Source organism: Streptomyces sp. NPDC031554 (assembly GCF_055580685.1).
The window spans coordinates 146,596-163,330 of the sequence record NZ_JBVIKX010000003.1; the positions used below are offsets into that span (position 1 = coordinate 146,596).

Annotated in this window: 15 protein-coding genes and 1 tRNA gene; 9 read left to right on the forward strand and 7 right to left on the reverse strand. The window is 69.5% G+C overall.

All coding sequences use genetic code 11. The annotated features are described in order from the left end of the window. Positions 1-60: 60 nt before the first annotated feature. Positions 61-1,038 (forward strand): ATPase BagA, encoded by a 978-nt coding sequence (gene bagA / locus ACZ5FU_RS09310; RefSeq protein WP_451528271.1) that lies wholly within the window; start codon positions 61-63, stop codon positions 1,036-1,038. Then, the gene (gene bagB / locus ACZ5FU_RS09315) at positions 1,035-2,384 is read left to right on the forward strand and encodes an ATPase BagB (protein WP_451528270.1); all 1,350 of its coding nucleotides are present in this window, start codon (positions 1,035-1,037) and stop codon (positions 2,382-2,384) included. Before bagA ends, bagB begins: the two co-directional genes overlap by 4 nt. Before the next feature lie 24 nt (positions 2,385-2,408). Here the strand turns inward: bagB and wblA are convergent, their stop codons facing one another. After that, positions 2,409-2,747, reverse strand: a complete 339-nt coding sequence (gene wblA, locus ACZ5FU_RS09320; RefSeq protein ID WP_324787120.1) for a transcriptional regulator WblA — start codon at positions 2,745-2,747, stop codon at positions 2,409-2,411. 406 nt (positions 2,748-3,153) lie between these two features. Here wblA and ACZ5FU_RS09325 point away from each other — a divergent pair, with 406 nt between their 5' ends. Continuing rightward, positions 3,154-5,436: a transglycosylase domain-containing protein gene (locus tag ACZ5FU_RS09325; protein WP_451528269.1), complete on the forward strand. Its 2,283-nt coding sequence runs from the start codon at positions 3,154-3,156 to the stop codon at positions 5,434-5,436. 325 nt (positions 5,437-5,761) lie between these two features. On the opposite strand, the gene ACZ5FU_RS09330 is transcribed toward ACZ5FU_RS09325, so the two are convergent. Continuing rightward, positions 5,762-6,226 (reverse strand): GatB/YqeY domain-containing protein, encoded by a 465-nt coding sequence (locus ACZ5FU_RS09330; RefSeq protein ID WP_451781647.1) that lies wholly within the window; start codon positions 6,224-6,226, stop codon positions 5,762-5,764. Between the two features lie 212 nt (positions 6,227-6,438). Between ACZ5FU_RS09330 and ACZ5FU_RS09335 the strand changes: the two genes are divergently transcribed. From ACZ5FU_RS09335 to ACZ5FU_RS09345, 3 genes are all read left to right on the forward strand, one after another. Beyond that, a complete protein-coding gene (locus ACZ5FU_RS09335) occupies positions 6,439-7,365 on the forward strand; it encodes a metallophosphoesterase (RefSeq protein WP_451529472.1) in 927 nt (308 codons plus the stop codon). 138 nt (positions 7,366-7,503) lie between these two features. Beyond that, positions 7,504-8,274 (forward strand): Pr6Pr family membrane protein, encoded by a 771-nt coding sequence (locus ACZ5FU_RS09340; RefSeq protein WP_451529473.1) that lies wholly within the window; start codon positions 7,504-7,506, stop codon positions 8,272-8,274. 56 nt (positions 8,275-8,330) lie between these two features. Continuing rightward, positions 8,331-8,404: transfer RNA gene (locus ACZ5FU_RS09345), tRNA-Pro, on the forward strand. 170 nt (positions 8,405-8,574) lie between these two features. Here ACZ5FU_RS09345 and ACZ5FU_RS09350 read toward each other — a convergent pair. After that, positions 8,575-9,444 carry a hypothetical protein gene (locus tag ACZ5FU_RS09350; protein WP_391201278.1) on the reverse strand — a complete coding sequence of 290 codons (870 nt, stop codon included), beginning with the start codon at positions 9,442-9,444 and terminating at the stop codon, positions 8,575-8,577. Positions 9,445-9,640: 196 nt separating this feature from the next. On the opposite strand from ACZ5FU_RS09350, the gene ACZ5FU_RS09355 reads away from it, so the two are divergent. Next, positions 9,641-11,287, forward strand: coding sequence for a PE-PGRS family protein (locus ACZ5FU_RS09355; RefSeq protein WP_469045139.1), 1,647 nt, complete (start codon positions 9,641-9,643; stop codon positions 11,285-11,287). Here ACZ5FU_RS09355 and ACZ5FU_RS09360 read toward each other — a convergent pair. The 4 genes from ACZ5FU_RS09360 to ACZ5FU_RS09375 form a co-directional block, all read right to left on the reverse strand. Continuing rightward, positions 11,217-12,059, reverse strand: a complete 843-nt coding sequence (locus ACZ5FU_RS09360; RefSeq protein ID WP_469045140.1) for a PE-PGRS family protein — start codon at positions 12,057-12,059, stop codon at positions 11,217-11,219. The two genes, ACZ5FU_RS09355 and ACZ5FU_RS09360, sit on opposite strands and share 71 nt — an antisense overlap. A gap of 156 nt (positions 12,060-12,215) precedes the next feature. Further along, complete coding sequence (locus ACZ5FU_RS09365) at positions 12,216-13,745, reverse strand: LacI family DNA-binding transcriptional regulator (RefSeq protein WP_469045141.1); 1,530 nt, start codon at positions 13,743-13,745, stop codon at positions 12,216-12,218. Between the two features lie 51 nt (positions 13,746-13,796). After that, on the reverse strand, positions 13,797-14,177 hold the full coding sequence (locus ACZ5FU_RS09370) for a helix-turn-helix domain-containing protein (protein WP_469045142.1): 381 nt from the start codon (positions 14,175-14,177) through the stop codon (positions 13,797-13,799). Positions 14,178-14,222: 45 nt separating this feature from the next. Then, positions 14,223-14,480: a helix-turn-helix domain-containing protein gene (locus tag ACZ5FU_RS09375; RefSeq protein WP_053212833.1), complete on the reverse strand. Its 258-nt coding sequence runs from the start codon at positions 14,478-14,480 to the stop codon at positions 14,223-14,225. A gap of 509 nt (positions 14,481-14,989) precedes the next feature. Here ACZ5FU_RS09375 and ACZ5FU_RS09380 point away from each other — a divergent pair. Further along, a complete protein-coding gene (locus ACZ5FU_RS09380; RefSeq protein WP_469045143.1) occupies positions 14,990-15,919 on the forward strand; it encodes a hypothetical protein in 930 nt (309 codons plus the stop codon). Beyond that, entirely contained in the window at positions 15,916-16,617 is a 702-nt protein-coding gene (locus ACZ5FU_RS09385) for an ATP-binding protein (RefSeq protein ID WP_469045268.1), read from the forward strand. The genes ACZ5FU_RS09380 and ACZ5FU_RS09385 overlap by 4 nt, the downstream gene beginning before the upstream one ends. Positions 16,618-16,735: the final 118 nt, after the last annotated feature.

Below are 16,735 nucleotides of genomic sequence, written 5' to 3' on the forward strand. Positions count from 1 at the left end.
GACACCGGTTGTCCACAGCCTCCCGATTGACCGGCGCGCCGACTGGTTACGCTCGAAGACGTGAGCAGGCTCCAGGTCGTCAGCGGCAAGGGCGGGACCGGAAAGACCACGGTCGCCGCCGCTCTCGCGTTGGCTCTCGCGACCGAGGGGAAGCGGACGCTTCTCGTCGAGGTCGAGGGCCGCCAGGGCATCGCGCAGCTCTTCGAGACGGAGACGCTGCCTTATGAGGAGCGGAAGATCGCCGTCGCTCCCGGGGGCGGGGAGGTGTACGCCCTGGCCATAGACCCCGAGCTGGCCCTTCTGGACTACCTCCAGATGTTCTACAAACTGGGCGGCGCGGGCCGCGCCCTGAAGAAGCTGGGGGCGATCGACTTCGCCACCACCGTCGCGCCGGGCCTGAGGGACGTGCTCCTCACCGGCAAGGCGTGCGAGGCCGTGCGCAGGAAGGACAGGAACGGGCGGTTCGTGTACGACCACATCATCATGGACGCCCCTCCCACGGGCCGCGTCACCCGCTTCCTGAACGTGAACGACGAGGTCGCGGGCCTCGCCAGGATCGGCCCGATACACAACCAGGCGCAGGCCGTGATGCGGGTGCTGAAGTCCCCGGAGACGGCGGTGCACCTGGTGACCCTGCTGGAGGAGATGCCCGTCCAGGAGACCGCCGACGGCATCGCCGAGCTGCGGGCCGCGAAGCTTCCCGTGGGGCGGGTCGTCGTCAACATGGTCCGGCCGGAGGTGTTGGACGCCGACGGGCTGGAACTCGTCAGGACGGTGGCGCGTTCCTCTGTCGCGCGGTCGCTGTCCGCCGCGGGGCTGGGCGGGGCGCGCCGGGGCGGGCACGCCGAGCGGCTGGTGGACCCGCTCCTGACCCAGGCCGACGAGTACGCCGAGCGGTACGCGCTGGAGCACGAGCAGCGGGCCGCGCTGGGCGAGCTGGGTCTGCCGTTGCACGAACTGCCCTTGCTCACCGAGGGCATGGACCTGGCGGGTCTCTACGGACTCGCCGGTGAGCTGCGGAAGCAGGGGATGTCATGAGTGCGGAGCGGTCCCGGGCCCAGGAGGACGCTCGCCGTCTCTCCCCCGCGCGCATGCTGGACGTCGATCCCCTGCTCGACGACCGGGGGACCCGCATCGTGGTGTGCTGCGGTGCGGGCGGGGTCGGCAAGACGACGACCGCGGCGGCGCTGGGCCTCAGGGCGGCCGAGCGGGGCCGCAAGGTGGTCGTCCTCACCATCGACCCGGCACGCCGGCTGGCGCAGTCCATGGGCATCGACTCGCTCGACAACACGCCCCGCCGGGTGAAGGGCGTCGAGGGGGACGGCGAGCTGCACGCGATGATGCTCGACATGAAGCGCACCTTCGACGAGGTCGTCGAGGCGCACGCGGACGCCGAGCGGGCGGCCTCGATCCTGTCGAACCCCTTCTACCAGTCGCTCTCCGCGGGCTTCGCCGGCACGCAGGAATACATGGCGATGGAGAAGCTGGGGCAGTTGCGGGCGCGGGACGAGTGGGACCTGATCGTCGTCGACACGCCGCCGTCGCGCTCCGCGCTGGACTTCCTGGACGCGCCCAAGCGGCTCGGGTCGTTCCTGGACGGGCGGCTGATCCGGCTGCTGACGGCCCCGGCCAAGCTGGGCGGCCGCGCGGGGATGAAGTTCCTCAACGTCGGGATGTCGATGATGACCGGCACCCTCGGCAAACTCCTCGGCGGCCAACTGCTCAAGGACGTCCAGACGTTCGTGTCCGCGATGGACACGACCTTCGGCGGCTTCCGTACGCGTGCCGACGCCACGTACAAGCTCCTCCAGGCGCCCGGGACGGCGTTCCTGGTGGTGGCGGCGCCCGAGCGGGACGCGCTGCGGGAGGCGGCGTACTTCGTGGAGCGGCTGGCCACCGAGGACATGCCACTGGCGGGGCTGGTGCTCAACCGGGTCCACGGCAGCGGCGCCGCCCAGCTGTCCGCCGAGCGGGCGCTCGCCGCCGCCGAAAATCTTGAGGAACCCCGCATTGTGGATCAGGGCGACGGGAAGGCTGGACTTCGTAACTCTCCCGACACGTACGGCAGTTCAGAAGCAACCGCTTCAGAAGCAACCGCTCCGGGGACACCGGCCGCCGACCGTGGCACCGGCGGCGGCTCCCCCACCGACCCGGAGCGGTCCGCGGACCGGCTCACCGCAGGCCTGCTGAGGCTGCACGCCGACCGTATGCACCTGCTCTCCCGGGAGCAGCGCACGTGGGAGCGCTTCGCCTCCCTGCATCCCGAGGTCGCGGTCGCCGAGGTGGCCGCGCTGGCCGGCGACGTACACGACCTGGCGGGGTTGCGGGACATCGGGGACCGGCTCGCGGCCAACCGGCCGGAGCTGCCCGAGACGGAGGTCTGAGGGGGCTCGCCAGGGGACGGACCCTCAGCCCACCGCCGCGTAGTTCTCGTACACCTGGTCGTCGTCGAGCGGCACGATGCCCGCTCCGCGCTCGTACTCCGAGCGCGCGGTCTCCAGGAGCCGGCGCCACGAGGTCACGGTCGGCCGCCTGCGCAGCAGCGCACGGCGCTCGCGCTCCGTCATGCCTCCCCACACGCCGAACTCGACGCGGTTGTCGAGCGCGTCCGCCAGGCACTCGGTACGCACCGGGCATCCGGTGCACACCGCCTTGGCCCTGTTCTGCGCTGCTCCCTGCACGAACAATTCATCCGGATCGGTAGTGCGGCAGGCGGCCTGCGCACTCCAGTCGGTTACCCAGCCCATACCGGCGCCGTCCTCTCCCGAATCGAGGCTCCCCCACGGCGGCAGCGGCATATTCACCGCCGCCAGTTGAGGACGTTACGGAAGGCGGGCACAGCGCAACACCCCCTTCGGGCCCAATCTTGAATGGTCCGAACGGACTATGCGTAAGCGGCAGATCACCCGGGGGAGTGAGCCTGCGACATGTGGGGCGATCCCGGCGAATCGGGACGGTTCACTCAAGTCACAACGGACACCTATCGGCACACGAGGCGGATTCGGACACGCCCTCCTCAGGGACCGAGGAACCTCCGGAACGATTCGGGGTCGCCGGACGTATTGATACGTAGCCCTGCTGCTGTGACAGTTGAGAGCAGCTTAGGCCAAGGCATTGACGCGTGTCCGGCGAATGAGAACGTAGGCTGCCCTCATGCCAAAGAAGAGCTCCGGCGGTGGTCTGACGGCGACCCAGCAGGCCGCCAAGTTCCTCGGTGTCAGTGTGCTCGCGGGAGCCGTGCTGGCCGGCATCGCGCTGCCCGCGGTCGGGGCGCTGGGACTGGCCGCCAAGGGGTCGGTGGAGTCCTTCGACGAGCTCCCCGCCAACCTCAAGACGCCGCCGCTGAGCCAGCGCACCACGATCCTCGACGCCGAGGGCGACCAGATCGCCACGGTGTACTCCCGGGACCGCACGGTCGTCGACCTCAAGAACATCTCGCCGTACGTGCAGAAGGCGATCGTCGCGATCGAGGACTCCCGCTTCTACCAGCACGGCGCGGTGGACCTGAAGGGCGTCCTGCGCGCCCTCAACAAGAACGCGCAGAGCGGCGGTGTCTCCGAGGGAGCCTCCACGCTCACGCAGCAGTACGTGAAGAACGTCTTCGTCGAGGAGGCCGGTGACGACCCGACGAAGGTCGCGCAGGCCACCCAGCAGACCATCGGCCGCAAGATCCGCGAGCTGAAGTACGCGATCCAGGTCGAGGAGGAGCTGGGCAAGAAGAAGATCCTCGAGAACTACCTGAACATCACCTTCTTCGGCCAGCAGGCCTACGGTGTCGAGGCCGCCGCCCAGCGGTACTTCTCCAAGCACGCCAAGGAGCTGACCCTCCCCGAGTCGGCCCTGCTGGCCGGCATCGTCCAGTCGCCCAGCCGGTACGACCCCGTCAACGACGAGGCCGAGGCCGTCAAGCGACGCAACGTCGTGCTGGAGCGCATGGCCGAGGTCGGGGACGTCTCGCAGGCCGAGGCCGAGGAGGCGAAGCGGGCGCCGCTGGGCCTGAAGGTGACCCAGCCGAAGAACGGCTGCATCACGGCCGTGCAGGGCGCCAGCTTCTTCTGCAAGTACGTCGAGCGGGTCTTCCTCAGCGACCCGGTCTTCGGCAAGACGAAGGAAGAGCGCGCGAAGGTCTGGAACCGCGGCGGCCTGACCATCCGCACGACGCTGGAACCGCAGGCCCAGGCGTCCGTCCAGGACTCGCTGAAGGACCACGTCTACAAGTCGGACAAGGTGGCCGCGGCCGCCACGCTCGTCGAGCCCGGCACCGGCAAGATCCTCGCGATGGGCCAGTCGAAGCCGTACGGCTACAACAAGAACGAGACCGAGTACAACTTCTCGGTCAACGCCGCGATGGGCGGGTCGAACTTCGGCTTCCCGACCGGTTCGACGTTCAAGCCGTTCGTGGCCGCGGCCGCGCTGGAGCAGGGCAAGCCGCTGACGCAGTCGTACCCGGCGCCGTACCAGATGCAGTACCCGGAGAAGGTCCAGACGTGCAGCGGCAAGCCGTGGCTCAACGACGGCAGGCCGGAGAAGTACAAGCTGGAGAACGAGTCGGAGACCGAGGTCGGACCGTACGCGCTGAAGGAGGCCATGGAGCTGTCGGTCAACACCTACTTCGTGGAGATGCTCGGCGACATCGGCATGTGCCCCGTGGTGAAGATGACCGACGCCCTCGGCGTCGTCCAGGGCAACGGCGACAAGGTGCCCGAGGTGCCGTCCTCGATGACCCTGGGTTCGACCGGCCTCTCGCCGCTGACCATGGCGAGCGCGTACGCCGCCTTCGCCAGCCGCGGGATGTACTGCACGCCGGTCGCCATCGAGTCGATCACCCAGACCGTGGGCGGCACGAAGAAGTCGCTGGAGGTCCCGAAGTCGACCTGCTCGCGCGCGATGAGCGAGAAGACCGCGGACAGCATCAACACGCTGCTGAGCGGTGTGACCGACTCCGGCACGGGCAAGCAGGCCGGTCTCTCCGGCCGTGCGAACGCCGGCAAGACGGGTACGACGGACGAGCGCAAGAACGCCTGGTTCGTCGGCTACACCCCGAACCTCTCGGGCGCCGTCTGGGTCGGCAGCGCCACCCAGAAGGTCAAGATGACCGACATCTCCATCGGCGGCACCTACCACGCCCAGGTCTACGGCGGTGACACCCCCGGCCCGATCTGGCGGGACGCCATGACCGGTGCGCTGGAGGGCAAGGAGGCTCCCTCCTTCAACCTCGTCAGCATCCCGAGCCCCGAGAAGGACCCCAAGGGGGACGACCGCGGCGACAACGGCCGCGGGAACGGGAACGACGACGGGAACAACGGCGACGGGGGCTTCATCGGCGGCCTCGTCACCGGCGGCACGACGGGCGACACCTCCGGCGGCATCACCTTCCCGGACAACCTGTTCCAGGGACAGGGCAACGGGGGCGGCGGGGGCAGGGGGCGGGGCTGAGGCCCCGGACACCTCTTCCACGGCTACGGCCCCTGCCCCCCTCTCCGGGGGACAGGGGCCGTAGCCGTCGCTGCCGCGCGCGGGGGCGGTGTGTCCGGCGGCGGGCCGGATCAGCCCGCGGGGTCCTCCGGCCCATGCGAGGCCTCCGGCCCGTGCTGGGCTTCTAGGGTCTTTCGTTTGGATCAGGCCGGATCAGGGAGCGGGGTCCGGTGCCGTGCCTCGCAAGGCGGAGGAGGGAGTCAGGGCGGAGCCCTGGCGACCGACGACAACGCGGCGAGGTGCGGTGCCGGGGCCTGCGAGCCCAGCCTGATCCAAACGAGAGGCTCTAGCCCGCGAGGGCCTTCTTGACCACGGCGGCGACGCGGCCGCCCTCCGCCAGACCGGCCACCTTCGGGTTCACGATCTTCATGACGGCGCCCATGGCCCGCGGCCCCTCGGCACCGGCCGCCCTGGCCTCCGCGACGGCCTGGACGACGATGGCCTCCAGCTCGTCGTCGCCGAGCTGCTTGGGCAGGTACGCGGCGAGGAGCTCGCCCTCCGCCCGCTCCCGCTCGGCCGACTCGGGGCGACCACCCTGCGCGAAGGCGTCCGCGGCCTCGCGGCGCTTCTTCGCCTCGCGGCTGATCACCTTCTGCACCTCGTCGTCGGTGAGGTCGCGCTTGGTCTTGCCCGCCACCTCTTCCTTCGTGATCGCGGTGAGGGTCAGCCGGAGCGTCGAGGAGCGGAGCTCGTCGCGCTCCTTGATCGCAGCGTTGAGGTCTTCCTTGAGCTTCGACTTGAGCGTGGTCATGGAGGTGATTGTCGCAGGTGCGGGCGGAACGACGCCCCCTCATTTACGCCCGTCCGCCGACGGCCCCTCACCGGTGGCGTCAGGGCCGAACACACCGGAGGCGGGATGCCGGGGTGGCGGGGCGGACGTCAGGGACAACTGAGGGTCGTCTCAGGAAGGTTCCGGGGACAGGCGGGGTCCTGGCCCCCGAACGGGTCTGACACGATGGTCGTATGCGCGCGCGTTATGGAGTACCTCTGTCCATCGCGGCGGCTGGCGCCGCCGGTCTGGTGTACGCGGCGGGTTTCGAGGCCCGCTCCTTCCGCCTCCGGAGAGTGACGGTCCCCGTCCTCCCCGCCGGGATGCGTCCCCTGCGCGTGTTGCAGGTCTCCGACATCCACATGGTGAGCGGGCAGCGCAAGAAGCAGCGCTGGCTGCGCTCCCTGGCCGGCCTGCGTCCCGACTTCGTGATCAACACGGGCGACAACCTGTCCGACACGGAGGGCATCCCCGAGGTCCTCGACGCGCTCGGTCCACTGATGGAGTTCCCGGGGGCGTACGTCTTCGGCTCCAACGACTACTACGGCCCCAGGCCGCGCAACCCCGCCCGCTACCTGCTCGAGAAGGTCCAGGGCAGGCACGGGCTGAACGGCAACGCGCCGGTGGTCGACGTCGTCCACAACCCGTGGGAGGACCTGCGCGACGGATTCGACGGCGCGGGCTGGCTGAACCTCACCAACACCCGCGGCACCCTGAAGGTCGAGGGTGTGTCGATCGAGCTGACGGGACTGGACGACCCGCACATCAAGCGGGACCGGTACGCGCGGGTGGCCGGCGGCCCGTCGGAGACGGCGGACTTCTCGATGGGTGTCGTGCACGCGCCGTATCTCCGCGTCCTGGACTCGTACACGGCGGACGGCTACCCCCTGGTCCTGGCCGGCCACACGCACGGCGGTCAGATCTGCGTCCCCTTCTACGGCGCCCTCGTCACCAACTGCGACCTGGACACGGACCGGGTGAAGGGTCTGTCCACCCACACGGCGGAGGGCCGGACGGCGTACCTGCACGTGTCGGCCGGCTGCGGCGCCAACCGCTACACGCCGGTGCGGTTCGCCTGCCCGCCGGAGGTGACGTTGCTGACGTTGGTGGAGAAGGCGTAGAGGGGAGAGGGCCGGGATCCGGAGGTCCAGGCCCCGGGGGCTGTGCGCCGAGGGTCGACGGACGGGGAAGAAGAAGCGCTCTCCCCCGAACGGACCACCCGTATCGCCCCTTTTGCCCATGCTTTCTAGCGTGAGGGCATGACCGCTCCGATACCCAGGGACATGCCGGACCTGCCGGCGATCCCGCGGACCCACGCGCTCCTGCCCTCCTTCGTCCCCGCCTCCGCGGTGGTGGCCCCGGCACGCCACCCCTGGGCGGGCGCACTCCGGCTGCTCATCGCGGCGACGGCGGCCGGGGCCGTGACCCTCGCACTGCTGCTCGGCAGCCCCCTGCGGGTACTGAGCCACTTCTCGGTCCAGAGCACGATCCTGCTGGCCCTGGCCACCCTCGCGTCGGCCCGCCGCGCCTGGACGGCCCGCCGCCCCCTCCCCTCCGTCCTGACGGGCGCGGCGCTGCTCTACGCCGTGGCCGGCGGGCTGGTGTACCACCTGCTGCTGGCGGACGCGGCGAATCCGTACTCGGTGACGGGCACGACCGGCGCCCCGACGGGCTGGCACGCGGTCGTCCACCACCTCCTGCACACGGTGATCCCGGTGGCGGCCGTCCTGGACTGGCTGCTGCTGACCGCCCCGGACCACCTGCACCTGCGCCAGGCGGCGACCTGGCTGCTCTACCCACTGGCCTACCTGGGCTTCTTCCTGGCCCGCGCCGCGCTGATCACCGCCGGCACCCCCGACCGCTACTTCTACCCCTTCCTCGACGCCGAGGCCCACGGCTACCGGCACACCCTGGCCAACGCACTCCTCCTGGGCCTCTCCCTCTACGCCCTGGCCGTCCTCCTGGTCGCCCTCGACCACGCCCGCCCGAACCCCGTCCGCCACCGCGTCAAAACCGGATTTCGCCTCTAGCCGACGGTGGGCTAAAGTAAACGACGTCGCCGCGACAAGCAGTAGAGCAGCGACATCGGGGTGTAGCGCAGCTTGGTAGCGCGCTTCGTTCGGGACGAAGAGGTCGTGGGTTCAAATCCCGCCACCCCGACAGAGAAGTACCAGGTCAGGGGCCTGATCCGCTTAGCGGGTTGGGCCCCTGAGTGGTTCCTGGGCATCTTTTGGGAGCCGTTTGGGAGCCAACCCCGGAATCCGGCTCCCAAGGGAGCGCTAGTGACGCTCCTCAGAGGCCCGACACCTCCGAGCGCAGTCGACTCAGGTTCAAGCGGCCGACTCCTGCCCCCGGCCGGCTTCCTCCGGTGGATCGAGAAGCCTGAAGTCGCAGTCGCCCGGACGACGCCCCAAGCGCTGGACCATCAGAGCTCCGAGAAGTGCGGCCCCAGGGCCGTCAACCGGCCCCGCGTCCGTACCGACGTAGAAGATGCCGTTCTCATCGGGTTCCCGACCGCCGCGATCGGCACCGACGGCCAGCGCGAGGGAGAAGCCGAGAAGGTCGACGCGCAGACCCGCGGGCAGATCGCCGCGGAGGAACACCAGCGGATGAGCCAGCCCCTCACCGTCGTACCCGGCGGCGACAACTGCGCCCAGCCCGTCGGGCAGGGGATACATGTCCTCGGGAATGTACTCCACGACGCCCTTGAGGTGGTCCGCGGTGAACTGCTTCAGGTTCTCCCACACCTCGTCGTCGCTCCGCCATCCGTCCTTCGGTGCCCAGTTCCCGGCCTCGTACAGAGGCAGAACGTCAGCCGGCACCTCTGGCGGGTCCCCCTGCCCCCAGTCCGAGGCGTCGTCTGGTTCCTTAACCACCACACCTTGCCCACCTGTCTCCGGCCAAAGAGTCAGGAGAGAGGCAGGTCGGTGAATGTAACGGCCGAGCAGCGACCTGATGGCGACCGCCGCCTCCTGCTCGCTCAGACCGGGCCGCAACAGCACGCAGAGCCGCCCCGAGACGACGGTCAGTGCAGCCTGCATGCCTTGTTGTCCCAGGTCGATCGCGACGGCCCGTGCGTTCATCGTGTCCATCAGAACGGACAGCTCTAGCGCCCAGGCGTCATGTGCGCGCATCCTCCCGGGCGCCCAGTCCTGGTCCCGACCCTCCTCGGGCACGAGCCCCAGCGCTCGGTTCTGCATGGTGCTCCTTTCCTCTACTCGACTTGGAGCACCCAGTTTTCGCCCGTTTCCAGACTGTGCGCACGTAAAATCATGAAATGCCATTACGTGTGCGTCCCATCTGCCAGGCTGGTCAGCGTCAGCTCGTCACAAACCGGGGATGAACTCTTCTCATACGGGTTGTGGTGAGGTGAGCACAGACGGTACGACGATCGCCATGCACCGATGGTCTCCGTTAAATGACCGGCAGCTCGCACTCCTCACCCGCATCGGGGACGGAGCCGACCCCGTCACGTCGGACAGCCCAGAGTTCGCCCTCACCGCCCGCGCGCTGAAGGAGCGGCGTCTGATCACCATGTCCAAGCAGGATGGGAAGTGGCAGGCGGAGATCACTGACGCGGGGCGCTTCTACCTGGAACACGGCCATCACCCGGACCGGCCGGAACCGGCGTCGCGCAAGCAGCGGTCGGCGGGTTCCGAGCAACGGACACGGCCCACCCCTGTTCCGCAGAAGCAAGACACAGCTCCGTCCACGACGAAGCCGGCGCCGCAACGCACCGCCAAGCCCCCACAGGCGTCGCCGGCGGAAATCGGAGCCGCCTTGATCGCGGAGGTACAACAGGCTGGGCGGTTCCTCCGGATCCCCAGCCCCAGCGACCAGGAGCGAGCCCGCTACCGCAGGGCTTTCGACGCAGCCCGGCAGTGTGCGCCCGAGGGGTACCACCTGAAGTACAGCGGCCGGGCGAAGGGGGACTTCTTCCTCGGACTGCTCAGGGTGTCGGGTGAGGACGACACCGAGTGGAACCGGATCCGGCTGGCGCGCAGCCGGGTGATCAGCGATGTCGAGGACGTGGTCGCCACTGTCACTGCGGACCACAGCGCCTTCGAGATCTCGGAGGAGGTCCTGCCCCGAGTCCTCTCGCTCCTCCGGCTCCTCGCCGAGCAGGCACTCGCCCGCCACGGCGAGATCACGGTGTCCAAGAAGCGCAAGCAGCCCAGGCCCCTGCTCACCGTCCACGGCAGGACGTACGAGGTCGGCTTCCGCGAACGGCAGAAGCAGGTCCGGTACGTGCCCAAGCAGCCGGGCCGTCGTACGTACGATTGGCAGCGGGTGACGCCGGCGCACAGGTTCGAGCCGTCCGGCGAGCTGGAACTGCTGATCAGCCAGCACTCGGGCTACGGCTACGGCCACAGCTACGGCTGGAAGAAGGAATGGGCCGACACCGCCAAGAAGCCGTTGGAGGAGCAGGTCGGTTCGGTGTTCCGGGCGCTGAAGGCGCGCGCGGAGGAGCAGGAGCGGGCTCGGCTGGAACGGGAGGCGGGGCAGCGGCGCCTGCGCGAGGAGCGGGAGCGGCAGGAGGCGGAGCGTCGGCGTCTGGAAGCGGAGCGGGAGGAGCGCGAGAGGCGGGAGTGGGAGTCGGCCGTCAGTGCCGCCTCGATCAAGGCGGTTCACGCTGCACGGGCGAAGCACTTCGGCACAGCCCTGGAGCAGTGGAAGGTGGCCGGAGAGATCCGGGTGTTCTGCGTCGCTCTGGACGAAGCCGCCGCAACATCGGACAACGCCGTCGAAGCCGAGAGGCTGCGAGAGTGGTCGGCTTGGGGGAAGGCGGAGGCCGACCGTCTGGATCCCACCATGAACAGCAAGGGCCTGGCCGCTCTCGACTTCCACACGGAGCCGACCGGAGATCAGCTGCGGCCCTTTCTCGGCGGCTGGAACCCGCACCGGCCGGAGAGGGAGCAGCCTGCGGCACGGCCCGAGCCGCCGAAACCGGACCCGGAGCCGTGGCATGGTTCTATCGACGCACGTCAGGATCAAGGCTGGCGATATGGACGCCAAGGTCGCGCTCAATGGTGGAGGCGATGACGCCGTGCCCACGGTCGCGTAGGGCCTTGACCGCCTTCTCCACCAGCTCGCCGAGCCTGATGACCTCGGCGCGCAGAGCGACCAACTCGTCGTAGCGGTCAGCCTTGTCCGCTCCGCACCAGGCCCGGACGGTTCGCAGGGCGGCCGCCTCCGCGTCCAACTTGCGGTCGTCCCGTCGGCTGTAGGGTCCCCAGGTGGGCCGTGTGCGTTCCTGCGCAATGTCCTGCTGCTTGCGGTCTACTTCCGGGAGGATCTCGTCGGCGAGGCGGCCCGCTACCTGACGGGCGACGCGCTCGGTGACCAGCCAGCCGGCCAGGCACATGCCGGCGCGGTTCTCGTGCACCATCGGGTCACTGCGGAGCGCGGTGGCGTCCATGCCGATGAGCGGCGCCGTCTCGTCGAGTCGGCTCAGTTCCAGAACTCCCGCGTCCGCCACCCCTCGGCGGAGGCGCAGCCTGTTCTTCGGCCGAACGAACCCGAGGATCAAGCGCGCGGCCTCGAACTCCGTACCGCCCCGTACCTGGCGTGACGCCTCAGCCAGTCTGAGCTCTGCCTCGTCATCTGCGCGGAACGCGTCGACATCTGACCACGGTGCTACGAGGCAGCCGGGACTGACCCATTCCTGCACGCCGGCGTCATCCCCTTCCAGGAACCGGACATGGACCCAGCCAGACCTGCCACGGCCGCCCACCCGAACGATCTCCACCCGCCTGACAGGGCTGCCCAGCTCCTTCGGCCTCGCGCGGTATGCCCAGTGCTCGCCAATCTCCATGTACCTATTGAGCCAGGTCCGTTGGCCCCGTTACTTGGCAATCACCGCAACTGCTGGCGTGAGACGACCGTGTGGAGTTGACGCGGCCTCGCGCAGGCATCGGGAATACGGCTGTGCCCTCCGGCAGTGGTCGCCGGAGGGCACAGCACTCTGTTGCTAAGACTTGGCGGGCACGCGTGACACTCCGCGTGCCCGCAGGAGATCACTTAGCACGCGCACTGGTGACGTGGCACTCATGGCCAAACGCGCGTCGAGCGCTGCCTCCCACTGCTCGGTCAGCCCCAGCATGAGGCGCTTGCGCATGCCTGGGGTGACGTGGGCGTAGCGTGCCGAGACCGAGCCGTCGATGTGGCCCATGCGTTCGTCCATGAGCACCTTCTCGGTTCCCAGGTCCTCCATCATCGTCCGGTGGGTGTGGCGAAGGCCGTGAGGCGTGAGTCCCTTGGCTATCGGGAGCCAGCAGGCGTCGGCCCGGTCGCTGGCACCCCGCCCCCGTGCCGGGACGCCGGGCCACGGCTCGCCGAGCAAGGGCACCGGTCGTGGCTCCTGGGGTGCCTTCTTCGGGTACCAGCCGGAGACCGCCGGCGTGAACAGCCAGGTTGCGAAACCGTTCCTGCGCCAGTGGGCGGCATGCTCCGGTACGACGCCGCCCCGGACGAACCGGAGGTCCGCGATGGCCTGCTCGACCTTCTCTCGCGTGGCCTCGGTGACGCGATCGGGGTGGTTGAGGACGTTGGACACCGTGCCGGTCGAAACGCCGGCACGACGGGCGACGTCGACGAGCTTCGCGCCCTGGTGGCCCCCGGTACGGGCCGCACCCTGTCCTCGGAAGACGTAGGTCTTGCCGTGGCAGGGGCACGGCACAGGCTTCGTGCGGGCGATGTGGTTGGCAACCAGCGCGGACAGCCAGTCCATCGAGTCGATGGTGCGGTAGCTGTCGTCCTTCGGCGGGCAACGCACCAGCTCCCCCGTGTCGAGCTCGTACAGCTGCCACTCGACGCGGACGGCTCCAGGGCGGACGAACGCGGTCTCCAGGCCGACGATCTCACCCCAGCGCATGCCGGTGTACCCCTTGAGGACCACGGCGACAAACTCGTCGTCACGGCCGGATAGCAGGGCGGCGCGCTCGGCGGTCAGCAGGATGCCGAGCGCGTCGGTGACCACCTTCTCCGGACCCCGGTCTCGGGAGCGGCCGGCGCGCTTACCTCTTCCCCGTCGCCGGGCGGCTGGGTTGGACGTGATCAGGCCCTCGTCGATCGCGTCCTCGAAGATCAGGTGGAGCGTCGAGCGCCAGGTCTTGACGCTGGAGGCGGCATAGAGGGCCTTCTCCGTCTTCTCCCACAGGTCGACGTCCGTGCGCAGAATGCCGGCGAGCGCCTTGTCCTCGAACTCGGGGAGGAGGTGCTCCTCGATGTGGCGCTTGTAGTTCTGCATGGTCGAGGCGGCCAGGTCCTGGGCCTCGTACCAGCGGTTCGCGTACTCGCCGAAGGTCTCCTGGCCGAGGGCCGGGTCGCGCCAATCGCCGCGACGGTACTTGTTCTCGGCCTCGGCCGCTGCCCGTTGGGCCTCGCCCTTGGTGGCGAACCTGATCGCCTTGCCGTTCTCGTCGACGACCGTGTTGTGCTTGCCGGACGCGACCTTGTACCGGCCGCGCCAGTAGTTTCCGCGCTTCTCCGCGAAACCCACGTTCCGCTGTCCCCCTCTTCGTTGTCCTCGGCTACGGCAGATTCGATCGGGTCACGCGACAGTGCTGTACTGCTGCTGTCGACGCGGCGGGCGGGCCCGTAGACGGGTAGTCGGAGCAACGACAGGGCGGCGAGGTTGCGCGGCGCCGGTCTGCATACCGGGCTCGGAGAGCGGCTCGGTCGCCTGTGCGACTGCCTGCGCGGGCTGGGCCGGCCGCTGCTCGTAGAGGCGGATGATCTCGGCGAGATGCTCGGCGGTGAAGCGGTAGGCACGGCCGACCCGGGTGTGCGGTATCAGGCGCCGTCGCGCGCGGTCCTTGACCCACCAGGCCGAGCAGCCGAGGGTGTCGGCGATCTCCTCGGGGCGGTAGAGGCGGGGTGGAGGGGCGTCGGACGACCTGTGGGGGACGGGCGCGGGCGTGGGTCGGTGCAAGGGGGCGGCTCCTGGTCGCGAGGGCGGTGGGGATACGTGGGCGGCTCAGGTGGCGCCCGGGCCCTGGAGGAGGGCGACGGGCGATACCTGCAGGGCTTCGGCGATGGCGACGAGGTCGTCGATATCGCATCGCCGCTTGGCGAGTTCGATGCGGGACAGCATCGTGTTGGACATAGGACGGCCCAAAGCGGTACACCGCGCGGCGAGTTGGCGCTGCCCAAGGCCGCGTTCCGTACGGAGGATTTCGATGGTGCGAGCCGCCAGCATTCCTGCGGGCCCTATTTCCAGAGATCGTGCTGCCATGGCTCCAGTTGTAGCGTGCATTCGCCGGTTTGGTTAACCGGCGATCGTCGGCTATGTTGCGCCGCGCTCAATCGGTGAGCGAGGCGGTCGGGGTGCTGCGCAAGGCCGGATCCCCGAACGGCCCCAACACCAGAGACCCTCTCTGACGTGGGGTGTTGTGTTGTAGCTTCGCCGCTCGCGGGGTGTCAACGGCTTCCGAATGTGATCCTTCTGGCTCGGGATGCGGGGCAGCTATTTGGTCAACCGCCGATCGTGCCCTACCGTTTTCGCACCGCCCTCGCCGATTCGATTTCCAGCGGCATTTCTGCCGTGAGAGATTGCGCCGGATAGGGCTGGACTTGCGCGCCGTGGGTGTGGCTATGTTGACGACACCCCGGAAAGCGCGAGCGGCCATCAACGCTCCCGCGTCAACGGCCGTACATTCCCGCCCTTCACACCCGTCTCCGCCCCCGACCGACGGTGAACCGTGGGCACCCAGCCCACCGGCCACCGAGTGAGGACCGCCCCTCTTGGCACGAATCCGCACCATCAAGCCCGAAGCCTTCGTCTCCGAGTCCCTGGCCGCCGTCTCCCTGACCGCCGAGCGCACCTTCTTCGGCCTGCTCACCCAGGCTGACGACCAGGGCCGCCACCGTGACCACGCCGCGATCATCGCCGGGCAACTGTGGGTCCTGCGCCCGGAACACACACCCTCCGCCGTCGAGCAGGACCTCGCCCAGCTCGCCGACGCCGGGCTGATATGCCGCTACAAGGGCCCGGATGACAAGCGCTACCTGCACATCGTCACTTGGCGGCAGCATCAGAAGATCAACCGCCCCAGCGCGAGCCGCCTGCCAGCCTGCCCGCGTCACGACACGCCAGCCCCCGCGTCCGGCGTCGGCACGCCGGCTGCGGGGGCTGGCGTCACGGAGCCCGCACCGCTGTCTCCCGGAGCCCTCCGTGAGGGCTCCGGGCAAGTACGCAACCCTGCGGTGAATCCCGCTCCGAATGGCGAACCTGCAGGTCAGGACGATTCCACAGAGTCCTCCGTGAGGAAGCAGGGAGGACTCAGCGCGGGAGCGGTGACGCCTCACGGTCCGGATCTAGGACCTAGGATCATGGACCTAGGAGATACCCCTTCGGGGGGCGCGAGCGCCCCCGCACCTCGCACCGTCTCGGCCAACCAGCTCATCGCCGAGTACGTCGCCGCTTGCACACACCGGCCACCCAAGGACGTCCTGGGCCATCTCGGCCAGCAGGTGCGCAAGCTGCTCGACGAGGGCATAGCCCCCGATCACATCCGGGCCGGACTCGGACTGCACCGCGCCAAGGGCCTGCACCCCAGCACGTTGCCGAGCCTCGTGCACGAAGCCATGAACGCGGCCCCCGCCGCGCCGGTTGTCCACAGGGCGTGGACAAACCCCGCCGATGTCGAAGCCGCCTACGGAGGTGACCTCTGACCGCCACCCTCACCCGCGAGCCCCACCGGGTCGGCCCGCTCGCCGACCGGCTCAACGGCATCCTTGCCAGTCGCGGCATCGACCTCGCCAGCGCGGCCGTCGAGGAAGGGCACGCCGAGCCCGTCACCGCGCTGGAACTCGCCGACGCCAGGATCCCCGCCCGATACCGCCGAGCCCTGGCCGACCACCCGAAGGTCACCGCCTGGGCCGACGAGATCGCCCGCGCCGGACGCCCCGGCCCCGGGGGGCCGGGCATCGCCGAAGGCCCGTCGCTGCTGATCGCCGGCCCCACGGGCACAGGCAAGACGTACCAGGCGTACGGCGCCATCCGCACCCTGCTCGCCCGTGGCGTCCGCCTGCGCTGGGAGGCGACCACCACCGCCGACTTCCACGCTCGCCTGCGTCCACGCGCCGGCCATGACGCCGAACGTGAACTGCAGACACTGGCACGCTGCCCGCTGCTGTGCCTGGACGACCTCGGTGCGGCCAAGACCAGCGAGTGGACCGAGGAGCTCACCTACCGGCTCATCAATCACCGGTACGAGCACATGCTCCCCACCCTCATCACCACCAACCTCCCGACGGAGCAGCTACGCGTCGCCCTCGGTGACCGCGTCGCCTCCCGCCTCGCCGAGATGACCGAGCGCGTCATCCTCAAAGGCCCCGACCGACGACGCCGCACCGCGCCCTCCGCCTGACCGGCCTCCCCACCTGCCTCGCCGCGCCGCGCGCGCTCACGCCTGGCCTGCGCCGGCCCGCGCGGCAGGGCCGCTCAACGCTCCGCCGTGATCGTCCGGCCCTCCCCGGTTCCTCTAC

Coding starts and splice junctions, on each gene's coding strand:
- ACZ5FU_RS09360 (WP_469045140.1), bottom strand. CDS start 12,059: ATGGAGATTGGCGAGCACTGGGCATACCGCGCGAGGCCGAAGGAGCTG.
- ACZ5FU_RS09325 (WP_451528269.1), top strand. CDS start 3,154: ATGCCAAAGAAGAGCTCCGGCGGTGGTCTGACGGCGACCCAGCAGGCC.
- wblA (WP_324787120.1), bottom strand. CDS start 2,747: ATGGGCTGGGTAACCGACTGGAGTGCGCAGGCCGCCTGCCGCACTACC.
- ACZ5FU_RS09375 (WP_053212833.1), bottom strand. CDS start 14,480: ATGGCAGCACGATCTCTGGAAATAGGGCCCGCAGGAATGCTGGCGGCT.
- bagB (WP_451528270.1), top strand. CDS start 1,035: ATGAGTGCGGAGCGGTCCCGGGCCCAGGAGGACGCTCGCCGTCTCTCC.
- ACZ5FU_RS09340 (WP_451529473.1), top strand. CDS start 7,504: ATGACCGCTCCGATACCCAGGGACATGCCGGACCTGCCGGCGATCCCG.
- ACZ5FU_RS09355 (WP_469045139.1), top strand. CDS start 9,641: ATGCACCGATGGTCTCCGTTAAATGACCGGCAGCTCGCACTCCTCACC.
- ACZ5FU_RS09330 (WP_451781647.1), bottom strand. CDS start 6,226: ATGACCACGCTCAAGTCGAAGCTCAAGGAAGACCTCAACGCTGCGATC.
- ACZ5FU_RS09350 (WP_391201278.1), bottom strand. CDS start 9,444: ATGCAGAACCGAGCGCTGGGGCTCGTGCCCGAGGAGGGTCGGGACCAG.
- ACZ5FU_RS09335 (WP_451529472.1), top strand. CDS start 6,439: ATGCGCGCGCGTTATGGAGTACCTCTGTCCATCGCGGCGGCTGGCGCC.